Source organism: Arthrobacter pasteuri (assembly GCF_054510955.1).
The window spans coordinates 42,950-56,175 of the sequence record NZ_JBTNDO010000005.1 but is presented as its reverse complement, the minus strand read 5'-3'; the positions used below and the strand labels follow the sequence as shown (position 1 = coordinate 56,175).

Genomic DNA, 13,226 nt, shown 5'->3' with positions numbered 1-13,226 from the left:
AGGAATCCTTGTCGATCAGTACGTGCAGGGCGGAGAGCGGCGGGTATGCCTGCTACCCGTCCGAGCCGAACTGCTGGGGACCCGGGATCGTTCCCGAGGCCGAGCCGTCCGCTGTGACATCGGGGTCCGCGGTGCCGGGGTCCGCACCGGCCAGGCCGGCATCGCCTTCGGTCCCCGTGCCTGCAGCCTCCTCGGGCGTTTCGACCGGAGGTGCCTCCACGGCCACAGGTGCCGGCTGCTCGGTGACTAGCTTCGGAGCAGGAATCAGCGCTTCGGGCTTGGGACTGTCCGTCGCAGGTTCCGGCGTGCCCGTCACCTTCTTGGAATCCAGCTCGACGGTTCCGAAGGTCGGCGAGGAGACCATGCCGAGTTTCGTCGCGGCGGCCGCCAGGTTCTGCGGCGCTTCCTTGCCCTCGATCTCGAGGACCAGGGCCTCGTTCTGCTGGCTCAGGGCGACCTGCTGGTTCCGGAGCTGCACCAGTTCGTACTGCGTGCCCGAGACGGAGATGTTGAGCATGAGCACGGCGGCCAGCGCAGCCGCCAGCACGAGCAGGCTGAAGACCGCGAAGGGCACCCTGCGGCGGGCCGGGCGCGCGGGCACGACGGACAGCGGGGTCCGGGGCTTCGGGGACGTTCCTGCGTAGCGTCCGGCGAGCCGCTCGGGGGCGACGGCGAGAGCGCCGTGCCCCGAGAAGGCCGCAGCGCCGTGTCGCTTCTCAACAGTCAGTGCCTGGCTCATCTGGTGTTCCTGTCGACGGGTCCTGCTTTGATTCGTTCAACTGCCCGCAGCTTGGCCGATGCCGCCCTGGGATTCTCCTCGATCTCCGCCGCCGTGGGCGCTTCGGTGCCGCGCGTCAGGGAACGGAGATAGGCCTTGTGTTCCTCGAGCTCCACCGGGAAACCGACGGGCGCGGAGGACTTCGTCCCTGCGGTGAAGGCGCTCTTGACGATGCGGTCCTCGAGTGAGTGGTAGGACATCGCCACGACACGGCCGCCGGTCAAGATCGAGTCGACGGCTGCAGGTACAGCGCGCTCGAGGACGGTCAGCTCCTCGTTGACCTCGATGCGCAGCGCCTGGAAGGTCCGCTTCGCAGGGTGTCCCCCGGTGCGTGCCGCAGAGGCGGGCACGACCTTGCGGATGACGTCCACCAGCTGCGAGGTGGTCCGGAGCGGTTCGACCTCCCGGGCCTGCACGATCGCCGTCGCGATCCGCCCGGCGAACTTCTCCTCGCCCCAGGTCCGGATGATGCGGAGCAGGTCCTCCGCAGCGTAGGTGTTGACGACCTCGGCCGCGGTGATCCCCCGGCTCGTATCCATGCGCATGTCGAGAGGCGCGTCGTAGGAGTAGGCGAATCCGCGCTCCCGCTCGTCCAGCTGCAGGGACGAGACGCCGAGGTCGAACAGGACGCCGTCGACTCCGTCGATGCCCAGGTCGGCCAGGACATCGGGCAGTTCGTCGTACACGGCGTGCACCAGGTCCGTGCGGTCGGCGAACCGGGCGAGCCGCTCGCCGGCGAGCCCGAGGGCCTCGGTGTCACGGTCGATGCCTACGAGGTGGGCCTGGGGGAAACGCTCCAGCATGCTCTCGGAGTGTCCGCCCATCCCGAGGGTCGCATCGACGACAACAGCCCGGCGTCCGGCGGCTTCGGCGGAGGCGACGGCTGGAGCGATGAGGGATACACAGCGGTCGCGGAGGACGGGAATGTGTCGCTCACCCGTCGGCCGGTCACCCCCCATGCGCACTCTCTCCCCTGCAGCTCGTGGTACAGCTCGTCATACATCGTCTCGGTGTGTGCAGGCTGTCGGGAGGAGGCTCCGCCTTCTTGGATCAGATCCCCATCCGGCCGGAAGGTCGTCGCCTGGCTTCGGGGAAGTGAAGCCAGGAGTCCAACCACCGGCGGCTGGAGATCTCATCCAAGGGACGTTGCCCATCCGCGTCGTCGTTGCTGCGTCCGTGCCCTGCTGGTCCTGCTCGTCGTTCTGGTCGTACTGGTGGTGCCGGATCAGATGATGCCGGGGAAGGCATCCTCGTCCGTGTCGGAGAAGGCGGCCTCCTTTTCCGCGAGATACGATTCCCATGCCTCCGCCGCCCAGATCTCTGCGCGACTTCCTGCACCGATGACCGCGAGGTCCCGGTCCAGTCCCGCGTAGCTCCTGAGTGCCGGCGGGATGGTGATCCTTCCCTGCTTGTCGGGAACCTCGTCGGAGGCTCCTGACAGGAAGATGCGGTTGTAGTCCCTCGCCTGGCGTGACGAGATCGGCGCCGCACGCATCTGCTCGTGAACCCTTTCGAACTCACCCATGCTGAACACGTAGATGCACCGTTCCTGGCCCCTTGTGAGGACCAGCCCCTCGCTCAGTTCCTCCCGGAACTTCGCAGGAAGGATCAGCCTGCCCTTCTCGTCGAGGCGGGGGGTGTGAGTTCCGAGGAACATCCCTGACCGCCTGTTCTGAGTCCGCCAAGCCCAGCTCGGTGCTGCCTTGCTCTTATATTCCCCACTTTACTCCACAACTCTCCACGGTCAACGCAGCCTGGCGCGGCGCGGGGCGTGTCGCTCCTCCCGCGGTCGGGGCCGTTCTGGTGAGGGCGCGGGCTATGTGGGGGGCGGTTCCGGGGAGGAGAGTGGAGGGCGCAGCGGAAGAGCTCCCGGAGCTGCCGTGAGCCTGCGTCGGACCTGCGGTGAAGCTGCAGTGAAGCTGCAGTGAAGCTGCGTCGATGCTTCGCGAAAAAAAGAACCCGCCGTGGCGGGTTCTTTCTGGGCGTTCCGGCAGCATGTGCCGTCAGCAGGAGTACAGGCGGCGGGTGCCGCCCCGGGGGCTAGGTCTGGTCGCGCTTCCGCTCGTCCCACTTGTCCTCGAGGCTGGACATGAATCCGCTCTTGCCACCGGACGCAGCTTTCGTCGGCTTGCCCATCGGCTGCCCCGCCTCCACCTGCCTGGACTTCGAGGTCGCAAAATACACTCCGCCGCCCATGATCAGGAAGCCGACCACACCGATGAAGATGTTCTGGTAGACGATGCCCGCGAGAAGGACGAGGATTCCTGCGATCGTGATGAGCGATCCGATGACGAGACGCCGGGTCGACATCGACTTCCGGGTGTCCGAGGCCATCGAGTGCGCGAACTTGGGATCGTCGGCATGCAACTGCTGTTCAAGCTGATCAAGCAACCTCTGCTCGTGTTCCGAGAGTGCCATGACCGCCTCCTTGATTATGGGTACCAACGTTCCTTCACCCCACCAACGTTTCGAACGCGGACCAGGTTCCCGGTGGAAGGGTCGATGACCACGGGCTCCGGACGATGGACTTGCGTACTCCACGGCAGTTGAGCTACCGGGTTAAAGACTAGTTTGCTACGGGGTAGGTGCAAAGTCACAATGCGGGGTTGATCGGCCGTTCCGACGGATGATATTCGTCCCCGATCGGCTCAACGGCGCGGTTTCCGTCCATTGTCCCCCCGCTGCGCCGGCGGCACTCCCGAACCCGATGGCGCTCCCGCCCGGTTCGCCCCATCGGGTCCGGGAGCGGCCCTACCGTTCCCCGGAGTGTGGTCACCCGACCCGACTGTTTGCCGCCCGCCCGGACGGGGAGACAGGAGGCCCGCCGGGACGACCCCTGCATCCCCGAATTTCCGGTTCACGTCGTCCAGGGCGCGCTCGGCGATCCTCCAGTTGTCGTCCCGCCGGTCGATGGTCAGCTGGGTGGAGCCGTCCCCTCCGGTCTCGAGGGACTCGGCTCGCAGGCCGATCAGCCGGACGGACATGGGACGCTCCCCCAGGGCTGCGAGGAGAGCCGTCGCTGCACCGTAGAGGGCGTTCGCACTGTCCACCGGCTCATCGAGCCTCTTCGACCGGGTGAGCGTGGAGAAGTCCGCGTAGCGGAGCTTCAGCGAGACTCCCCCGGCACGGTACCCGGAGGCACGGAGCCGGGTTGCGGTGCGGTGAGCGAGCCTCAGCAGTTCCCGCCGCAGGACGTCCGAATCATCGACGTCGTTGGAGAACGTCTCCTCCGCGCCGATGCTCTTCTCCGGACGCGACACGACAACCCGCCGTGGGTCCCTTCCCCAGGCGAGGTGGTGGACGTGCTCGCCCGACACCCCGAGCAGTCTCCTGAGGGTGGGCAGGGGAGTATGGGCGACGTCCTCGACGGTCCGGATGCCGATCCGGGCGAGCACTTCCTGCGTCTTCGCACCGACACCCCAGAGCGCGGATACGGGCAGCGTGTGCAGATAGGCGACTGTCTGGTCCCCCGGGATCAGCAGGAGACCATCGGGCTTGGCCCTCGTCGACGCGATCTTCGCGACGAACTTCGTGGTCGCGGCTCCCACGCTCGCAGTAATCCCGAGGGACGATCGGATCTCGGCCCGGACCTGCTCGCCGATGGCGCGGGGTCCGCCGAGCCGCCGGATGGACCCCGAGACGTCGAGGAAGGCCTCGTCCACGCTCAACTGCTCCACCTCGGGGGTCACCGAACGGAAGATCTGCATGACCTGCCCCGACACCTCCGAGTACCGCCCGTGATGGGGCGGCAGGATGACGGCCGTGGGGCATTGCCGCATCGCGACGGCCATCGGCATGGCGGAGCGTACCCCGAACCGGCGCGCTTCATAGGAAGCGGACAGCACGACGGAGCGCCCCGACGGGGACCCGACGACGACGGGCACACCGCGTAGGTGGGGATGGTCGAGGAGTTCCACCGAGACGAAGAAGGCATCCATGTCGATGTGCAGGATGGAGCACTCCGCGTGTTCTGTTGCCCTCGGTCCCTCGTCGTTCGACACGGACATATCGTACGCAGCATCACCGACACCGCGGCATCGGGCCTGTGCCTGCCATCTCCCCGGCCTGCCTCGCCTGCCCGACCTGCGGCACGGTCCTCGGGGAGCCGGACGGCAGGACGTCCGGGCCCGCCGGATAGAGTGGACGGACCACGACCAGCCGAGCTGCCCGGGAGATCCATGCCGTCCGCACCTGCCACCCCCGACACGGGCGGATCCATCTCCGACATCGTCACCGCCGAGCAGGACGGCTTCCGGTCCTCGCTCACGCAGACGATCGAGGACTTCCTCGCGGAGCAGCGGGAGGTGCTGGCAGGAATCTCCGACGAGTCCCTTCCCCTCATCTCGAGCATCGCCACCCTGACGAAGGGCGGCAAGAGGATGCGTGCGCTCCTGTGTTACTGGGGATGGCGGGCTGCGGGCGGATCACCGTCCGCGTCGGCGCCGGTCGTCGCCGGAACGGCCCTCGAGTTCTTCCAGGCGGCGGCACTCATCCATGACGACATCATCGACCGGTCGGACACCCGTCGGGGGCGGCCCAGCGTCCACCGGCAGTTCACGGCCCGGCACTCGGACGCGGGCTGGCACCTCGATCCCGAGCGCTTCGGGGTGTCGGCGGCCATCCTGGCCGGAGACCTCTGCCTCGCTTTCAGCGAGGAGCTCTTCACGGCGTCGTGCCCGGATGCCACGGCCGGTGCCGCCCGCACGATCTTCAACCGCATGCGCACGGAAGTGATGGCCGGACAGTACCTCGACCTCCTGGAGGAGGCCGTCGGTCCGGACCAGGCACCCGCCGTCGCCGAGGAGCGCGCCCTCAACATCCTCCGGTTCAAGTCCGCCAAGTACTCGATGGAGCGTCCGCTCATGCTCGGCGGGGCGCTGGCCGGAGCGGACGACGCGGTACTGCGGTCCTACTCCGCCTTCGCCCTTCCTCTCGGCGAGGCGTTCCAACTCCGGGACGACGTCCTCGGCGTGTTCGGCGATCCGGAGGTGACCGGCAAGCCCGCGGGAGACGACCTCCGCGAGGGCAAGCGGACCTTCCTCATCGCGCGCGCCCTGGGGTCCAGCGGAAGCAAGGCGCGCGCCGGGATCAACGCAATGCTGGGCGACACCTCCCTGGACGACGCCGGGGTCGGGATGCTGCGCGGCCTGATCGTCGAGAGCGGCGCGCTGGCCCACACCGAGCGACTGATCGCAGTCAAGTCGGAGGAGGCCTTCTCAGCACTGGCCGGGCTCGGGATCGATGCCGTGTCGAGGCGCGCACTGCACCTGCTGGCCGAAGCGGCGGTCACCCGGACCGCGTAGACGCAGCGGCCCGCCGACCCGAGGCAGGACCGCCGTGACCGGTGAGGCTGGACCTCCTACCAGGCGGCTGCCTGGGCACGACGCCGGATCTCGGTCTTCCGTCCTTCGCGGAGTGCATCGATAGGGCGACCCGGAAGGGATTCATCATCGGTGTAGAGCCAGCGGATGATGTCCTCATCGCCGTAGCCGGAGTCCGCGAGGACGACGACGGTCCCCCGCAGGCTGTCGAGGACATCGCCGTCGACCAGGAAATCGGCGGGCACGCTGCGGACTTTGCGCTCTCCGATCCGCACGCTGACCAGGGACCGGTCGCTGATGAGCGAGTGCACCCTGGTGATCGGCAGATCAAGGGCCTCGGCCACCTCCGGAAGGTTGAGCCAGGCCGGGACGAGTTGTTCGATGTCAGTCACCGTCCAAGCGTGCCATGCTCCGGCAGCCAACTCCACCCGAGAGGCCGCGGGGCACCTGCGGCGCGGCCGGGAGGTCCATCCGACGCCGGAGCACTCCCCCAGCGACACGCCGGGCGGGAGAAATCCGCGGTTTCCGCACCCCTTGTGCTACGCCCTTTTTCGTGTAGATTCACAGGAGTCACACAAGTAACAGTATCAACAGTGAACTCACTAGCATCATCAGAACGTGCAGGTGCCCGGCCACGACCAGCTCTTCGGGTACATGCGTCCGCGCGGACTCAGCCGCCAACAGACGAGGAACGAAACATGACTGCCCAGCGATCGAATGCACCGCTGAACGGGAACCGCCGGAAGGTTGCCGGCGCACGCCCGCGCGGCCTGAACGTCGCCGTGACCACCGCCGCCCTGCCCGCGGTGATTCTCTCTTCCGTCGCCCTCGCCCAACCGGCGTCGGCCGCCCCCGCCCCGCAGACATCCTCCACCCGACACATCGCAGCAGCAGCGGTGACGCTTCCCGCGCGTGCAGTCGTGCCTGCCGCCCTCGTCGCCGGCCAGGTACCGGCGCGCAACATCGCCATCGCGGCCCAGACCGTCCCCAGTGAATACACGATCAAGCCGGGCGACACGATCGGGGCGATCGCCAAGCGCTACGGCCTGTCCACGGACGCGGTCCTCAAGCTCAACGGGATGACCGCGCGCACCATCATCTACCCGGGCCGGAAGATCCGGCTGACAGGCAGCGCACCTGCGGCCACGCCCGCTCCCGCCCCGGCCGCTCCCTCCTCGGGAACGACCTACGTAGTGAAGCCCGGCGACACCCTCGGTGCCATCGCAGCACGGAACGGCGTCAGCCTTCAGAGCGTCCTCACGGCCAACAACCTCTCGCTCACCTCGACCATCTACCCCGGGCAGAAGCTCCGCCTCTCGGGTACGAGCCAGGCTCCCGCGCCCGTCAAGCCCGCGCCCGTCAAGCCGGCACCCGCGCCTGCTGTCAGCACCTATACGGTCAAGGCCGGCGACACCCTGGGCGCCATCGCAGCACGGAACGGCGTCAGCCTGCAGAGCCTCCTCACGGCCAACAACCTCTCGCTCACCTCGACCATCTACCCCGGGCAGAAGCTCCGCCTCTCGGGGACGAGCCAGGCTCCCACCCAGCCCACACCGCCGAAGGCGACCCAGCCGGCGCCCGCGCCCGCCGCCGGCTCCTACACCGTGAAGGCCGGTGACACGCTCGGCGCCATCGCGTCACGCAACGGTGTCAGCCTCTCGGCCCTGCTCACGGCCAACAGGATGACGACGGCCACGGTCATCTACCCCGGGCAGAAACTCGTCCTCCCGGGCAAGAGCACCACACCTGCTCCTGCTCCCGCTCCCTCCGACCTCGTCCCCTCGACCTTCCTCGGCTACACCTACCCCGACAGGATCGTTGCCGACGCGAACGCCAACAAGGCACTGCTCAACTCACTCCCCGCGCCATCGCCCGCGGAGATGAAGCAGATCGTCGCCGACACCGCCCGCTCCATGGGCGTGGATCCCAGCCTCGCGCTGGCCTTCGCCCACCAGGAGTCGGGGTTCAACCAGCGGGCTGTGTCTCCTGCGAACGCCATCGGCACCATGCAGGTCATCCCCTCCTCCGGGGAGTGGGCGAGCGACCTCGTCGGCCGCAAGCTGAACCTTCTCGACCCGTACGACAACGCGACAGCGGGCATCGCGATCATCCGCTCGCTGGTGCGCACCAGCCCGTCCCTGGACATCGCCATCGCCTCGTACTATCAGGGCCAGTACTCGGTGCAGACGCGGGGGATGTACGAGGACACCAAGCAGTACGTCGCATCCATCAAGGCCCACCAGAAGAACTTCCGGTAGGACCAGGACTGCTCGGTAGGGGCCGTGCCCGACAGGCACGGCCCCTACCGGGCACCAGCGTGATACGAGGACGGTACGGGGGCGGGGTCGCGTGGTGGTTCCGCCCCCTCCTGCCGCGCGCGCTTACTATCGGATGGTGCACCAGCAACGGAAGGACCCGCTCGAGGGCGCGACCGTCGACGGTCGATACGTCGTCCAGTCGCGGTTGGCCCGTGGCGGCATGTCCACCGTCTACCTGGCGACCGACCGCCGGCTGGACCGCCGCGTCGCGCTCAAGGTCCTGTATCCGCACCTCGCGGACGAGCCGGGCTTCGTCGACCGCTTCGAGCAGGAGGCGAAGTCCGCCGCACGCCTGTCCCACCCCCGTGTCGTCGGAGTCCTCGACCAGGGCGTCGACACCATCGGCGGTCAGGCGCTCGCCTACCTCGTGATGGAGTTCGTCCCCGGCAGGACGCTCAGGGACGTGCTGCGCGAGCACGGCCGCCTTCCGCCCCGCCGTGCGCTGGACCTGCTCGATGCCGTCGTCGAAGGGCTCGCGGCCGCACACGAGGCCGGGCTGATCCACCGCGACGTCAAACCGGAGAACGTCCTCCTGTCCGACGGCGGGCAGGTGAAGATCGCCGACTTCGGCCTCGCCCGCGCGGTGTCGGCGACCACAGGAACCGCGACCCTCGTCGGCACGGTGGCCTACCTCTCCCCCGAGCTTGTGCTCGGCAGGCCGGCGGAAGCCCAGAGCGACATCTACTCGATCGGCGTCCTGCTCTTCGAACTCCTGACGGGCCACCAGCCCTTCACGGGCGAGACGCCCATCCAGGTGGCGATCCAGCACGCGCAGTCGGAGGTGCCGGCCCCGTCCGTGCTGCTCCCCGGACTGGCACCGGACATCGACGAGCTCGTCCTCTGGTGCACCTCGCGGGACCCGGAGGACCGCCCGGTGGACGGCTCGGCCCTGCTCGGCGAACTGCGGCACATCCGGCAGACCCTGACCGACGAGGAACTCGACTTCGCGCCCGCAGCTGCTTCCTCCCCGGCGCTCCACCAGGACCAGCTCACCGCGACGGCGATTCCGCGGCTCCCGGACGATGGGCGGACCAAAGCGCTCTCCCGGGTGGACCCCGAAGGTGACGAGGACGCTGCCTCCCCGCCCGGATCGACGGAGGTGCTGCCGCACGCGGCCCATCAGGACAACGCGACGAGTGTCGTCCGCCGGCACTCCAATGCCACGAGGGTGATCGGCGCAGTGCCGGCAGTGCCACCGCCGCCGTCCGCGCCGTCCGCCGCCTCCGGCTCGGCCACGCCGACAGGCGAGTTCCCGAACCGGGCCGCGCAAGGTACTCGCCCCGGCAGCGGCGTCTCCGACGAGGACGGCTCCGGCGAGGACGGGTTCGGCGAGGACGGGTTCGGCGAGGACGGGTTCGGCGACGAACAGCACCGCCATGGCTACGAAGGATCCGCCGGTGCCCGTCCATCCGGTGGCCGTCCATCCAGTGGCCGGACGGGGAGCACCGTCCGCCCGCCGTCCAGGAGGCAGCAGGCACGGCAGGCCCAACGACCGCAGAACACCCTGCACGGCCGGGGTGCCCGACGCTCGGTGCGGCTGCTCGTGGTCCTCCTGGTGCTCCTCGCGGGACTTACCGCCGCGGCCGGCTGGTTCTTCGGGTCCGGCCCGGGCGGCGTCGTCTCGCTGCCGGACGTCGCTGACGTCCCCCTCGCCACGGCACGGGCCGCGCTGAACGAGGAAGGCTTCGCGGTGGGAACCATCGAGGAGCAGTACAACGAGTCGGTGGTTGCGGGGATCATCGTCGGGCAGGTACCCGAGCAGGGCGCCGAGCGGCGCCGGGGCTCCGCCGTGGACCTGACCGTCTCCCTGGGTCCCGAGCCGGTCGCCGTCCCGGACGTCACGGGCCTGCCCGAACAGGATGCCGTCGCGGCGGTGGAGCAGGCGGGGCTGGAGGCGGTTGTGGACGACGCCGCCGGGTACAGCCGCACCGTGCCCGCCGGCGCGGTCCTCGGCCAGAGCCCCTCGGGCCAAGTGCAGCGGGAAACGCGCGTCACTTTGACGCTGTCCAGGGGGCCACGCATTGTGCGGGTCCCCAACGCCTTCTCCTCGGCCTCGTAGCCGGACAGAGTCCGACGGGCGACCAGCCCGAAGGGACGACGATCCGTATCACCGTCACCTGACCCAGACTGCTCCGCCACTCCGGACACCGAGCCCGTCCGGACCCCGAAGCCATCCGGGACGCCGAAGGCGGCTACCGGGGGTAGCCGCCTTCAGTGCACTGCGCGAACGGGAACGGGCTGGTCAGCGCTTGGACAGTGCTCCGGCGACGAGGAACGCCATCTCGAGCGACTGCATGTGGTTGAGGCGGGGATCGCAGACCGACTCGTAGCGCTCGATGAACGCGTCCTGGTCGATCGGGTCGGACCCACCGAGGCACTCTGCGACGTCGTCGCCCGTCATCTCCACGTGCAGGCCACCGGGGAAGGTCCCCAGGGAGTTGTGCACCTCGAAGAAGCCGCGCACCTCGTCGATGACGTCGTCGAAGTTACGTGTCTTGTACCCGTTGGGCGAGGTCACGGTGTTGCCGTGCATCGGGTCGGTGACCCAGAGGACCTGGGCACCCGAGTCGGTCACGCGCTCGACGAGCTTGGGCAGCTTCTCGCGGATGTTCTGGGCGCCCATGCGCGTGATGAACGTGAGCCGGCCGGGCTCGCGGTTCGGATCGAGCTTGTCGATCAGGGCGAGCGCGTCATCACCCGACGTCGAGGGCCCGAGCTTGACGCCGATCGGATTCCGCACGCGGGACAGGAAGTCCACGTGCGCGCCGTCGATGTCACGCGTCCGCTCCCCGATCCACAGGAAGTGGGCGGAGGTGTCGTACGGCAGGGAGGTGCGCGAGTCGATGCGGGTCAGCGCGCGTTCGTAGTCGAGGAGCAGGGCCTCGTGGCTGGCGAAGAACTCCACGCGCTTCAGTGCCTCGAAGTCCGCTCCGCAGGCGTCCATGAACCGCACCGCACGGTCGATCTCCCGCGCCAGCGATTCGTAGCGGGAGTGCGCGGGGTTGGCCATGAAGCCCTTGTTCCAGTGATGGACCAGCCGCAGGTCCGCGAACCCGCCCTGCGTGAACGCACGGATCAGATTCAGGGTCGATGCGGAGGTGTGGTAGGCCTTCACCATGCGCGACGCGTCGTGCCCGCGGGTCTCGGGCGTGAAGTCGTAGCCGTTGACCATGTCGCCGCGGTAGGCGGGAAGCGTGACGCCGTCGCGCGTCTCGTCGTTGGACGAACGCGGTTTGGCGAACTGGCCGGCCATGCGCCCCATCTTGATGACGGGCAGCGAGGCGCCGTAGGTGAGGACGACGGCCATCTGGAGGATGGTGCGGACGCGGGCGCTGATCTTGTCGGCGGTCGCACCGTCGAAGGTCTCCGCGCAGTCCCCGCCCTGCAGGAGGAATGCCTTCCCCTGGGCCGCGGCCGCGAGCCGCTCACGCAGCACGTCCACTTCACCAGCGAAGACCAGCGGCGGGAGGCTCGAGAGTTCCTTGACCGACGCGGTATAGACATCCGGGTCCTGCCACGAGGGCTGCTGGACTGCTGTCATCGAACGCCAGGCATCGAGGCCGGCGGTGGGGGACGAGGCAGGAGCCGCGATACGCGGAAGGACGGGAGCTAGTGAATCAGTCACACGGAAATTCTACTGGCTGCGAGCCCGGCCCCCGATTCGGCCTGTCATCGCCGCTTAGCGCGATGTCACACAGCCGGCGGGACGTCCGCCGGCAGCGTCACACCGCTTCGGTTCCGGCTTGTCCGGCGTCCGTGTCGTCCGCCGGCTTCGCCTTGTCCGCCGAAGTGGCCCGGCCGATCTCCGTGACGGTACCCGGTGCCGGACCGGCGGGGTCGCTCGAGATGCGCACGGCGGCCCGGCGGCTGTCGGCTCCTGGTTTCGGCGTCTTGCGGCCTGCTGCCTTCTCCGCTGCCAGGCGCTCCTTCACCGTGCTCGCGTAGGCATCGACGTACTCCTGCCCGGACAGGCGCATCAGTTCGTACATGATCTCGTCGGTGACGGAACGCTGGACGAAGCGGTCGTCCTCCAGTCCCTCGTACCGGGCGAAGTCGAGGGGCTCACCGATGATGATGCCGACCCGGCGGATGTTGGGGATGCGGCGGCCGATGGGCTGCACCTTGTCCGTGCCGATCATCGCCACGGGGATCACCGGCACGCCCGTGGCCAGCACCAGCTTCGCGACCCCCGTCTTGCCGCGGTACAGGCGTCCGTCGGGGCTGCGGGTCCCCTCCGGGTAGATACCGAGGATGCCGCCCTCGTTCAGGATGTCCATGCCCGCCGTCAGAGAGGACGACGACGCCGCGCCGCCCGAGCGGTCCATCGGCAACTGGTTCGACAACCGGAAGAAGAGAGCGGTGAGCCTGCCCTTGACGCCCTTGCCCGTGAAGTACTCGGATTTCGCGAGGAAGACGACGGGCCTCGGGACGACGATCGGCAGGAAGATCGAATCGGAGAAGGACAGGTGGTTGCTGACGATCACCGCCGGTCCCGACGAGGGGATGTTGTCGAGACCCTTCACCCACGGCCGGAAGAGGAGATTGAGGATCGGACCGACGATGATCCGCTTCATCACCCAATAGAACACGCTGCCAGCCTCCCTGCATGGACGGTGCGGCATCCGGCATGCCGCCCGCTTTTTCCTGTGGAAGCCTACTCTAAGGGCGCCGGGGTCTTTCGACGGCGGCGATCCTCCGGAACCCGACCCCGCAGACCGGCAGTTCGGGAGCCAGGACCGGCTGGGGAGCGGCCTGTTGACGTAGGGGCGCCGGATGTCCACGATTGAATCAGCACGCCCTCAGATTTCC

The 13,226-nt window shown here is 68.5% G+C and carries 11 protein-coding genes; 3 read left to right on the top strand and 8 right to left on the bottom strand.

Going from position 1 to position 13,226, the window contains the following annotated elements; genetic code table 11:
* Positions 1-52: 52 nt before the first annotated feature.
* The 5 genes from ftsL to dinB form a co-directional block, all read right to left on the bottom strand.
* On the bottom strand, positions 53-739 hold the full coding sequence (gene ftsL / locus ACX80H_RS15665) for a cell division protein FtsL (protein WP_459314331.1): 687 nt from the start codon (positions 737-739) through the stop codon (positions 53-55).
* Positions 736-1,737 (bottom strand): 16S rRNA (cytosine(1402)-N(4))-methyltransferase RsmH, encoded by a 1,002-nt coding sequence (rsmH, locus tag ACX80H_RS15660; protein ID WP_459314330.1) that lies wholly within the window; start codon positions 1,735-1,737, stop codon positions 736-738. Before rsmH ends, ftsL begins: the two co-directional genes overlap by 4 nt.
* A gap of 266 nt (positions 1,738-2,003) precedes the next feature.
* Positions 2,004-2,435: a division/cell wall cluster transcriptional repressor MraZ gene (gene mraZ, locus ACX80H_RS15655; protein WP_459314329.1), complete on the bottom strand. Its 432-nt coding sequence runs from the start codon at positions 2,433-2,435 to the stop codon at positions 2,004-2,006.
* Between the two features lie 383 nt (positions 2,436-2,818).
* Positions 2,819-3,196, bottom strand: a complete 378-nt coding sequence (locus tag ACX80H_RS15650; protein WP_459314328.1) for an SCO2097 family morphological protein — start codon at positions 3,194-3,196, stop codon at positions 2,819-2,821.
* Between the two features lie 230 nt (positions 3,197-3,426).
* The gene (dinB, locus tag ACX80H_RS15645) at positions 3,427-4,785 is read right to left on the bottom strand and encodes a DNA polymerase IV (protein WP_459314327.1); all 1,359 of its coding nucleotides are present in this window, start codon (positions 4,783-4,785) and stop codon (positions 3,427-3,429) included.
* A 171-nt stretch (positions 4,786-4,956) separates the two neighbouring features.
* Here dinB and ACX80H_RS15640 point away from each other — a divergent pair, with 171 nt between their 5' ends.
* Positions 4,957-6,081, top strand: coding sequence for a polyprenyl synthetase family protein (locus ACX80H_RS15640; protein ID WP_459314326.1), 1,125 nt, complete (start codon positions 4,957-4,959; stop codon positions 6,079-6,081).
* Positions 6,082-6,137: 56 nt separating this feature from the next.
* Here ACX80H_RS15640 and ACX80H_RS15635 read toward each other — a convergent pair whose 3' ends face one another.
* The gene (locus ACX80H_RS15635) at positions 6,138-6,491 is read right to left on the bottom strand and encodes an Rv2175c family DNA-binding protein (RefSeq protein WP_459314325.1); all 354 of its coding nucleotides are present in this window, start codon (positions 6,489-6,491) and stop codon (positions 6,138-6,140) included.
* 306 nt (positions 6,492-6,797) lie between these two features.
* On the opposite strand from ACX80H_RS15635, the gene ACX80H_RS15630 reads away from it, so the two are divergent.
* Together ACX80H_RS15630 and ACX80H_RS15625 are read left to right on the top strand one after the other, a co-directional pair.
* Positions 6,798-8,357, top strand: a complete 1,560-nt coding sequence (locus tag ACX80H_RS15630; RefSeq protein WP_459314324.1) for a LysM peptidoglycan-binding domain-containing protein — start codon at positions 6,798-6,800, stop codon at positions 8,355-8,357.
* A 133-nt stretch (positions 8,358-8,490) separates the two neighbouring features.
* Positions 8,491-10,476: a protein kinase domain-containing protein gene (locus ACX80H_RS15625; RefSeq protein WP_459314323.1), complete on the top strand. Its 1,986-nt coding sequence runs from the start codon at positions 8,491-8,493 to the stop codon at positions 10,474-10,476.
* Positions 10,477-10,659: 183 nt separating this feature from the next.
* Here the strand turns inward: ACX80H_RS15625 and ACX80H_RS15620 are convergent, their stop codons facing one another.
* Both ACX80H_RS15620 and ACX80H_RS15615 read right to left on the bottom strand, forming a co-directional pair.
* Positions 10,660-12,009 carry a class II 3-deoxy-7-phosphoheptulonate synthase gene (locus ACX80H_RS15620; RefSeq protein WP_459314412.1) on the bottom strand — a complete coding sequence of 450 codons (1,350 nt, stop codon included), beginning with the start codon at positions 12,007-12,009 and terminating at the stop codon, positions 10,660-10,662.
* Positions 12,010-12,139: 130 nt separating this feature from the next.
* On the bottom strand, positions 12,140-13,006 hold the full coding sequence (locus ACX80H_RS15615; RefSeq protein WP_459314322.1) for a lysophospholipid acyltransferase family protein: 867 nt from the start codon (positions 13,004-13,006) through the stop codon (positions 12,140-12,142).
* Between the last annotated feature and the right edge of the window lie 220 nt (positions 13,007-13,226).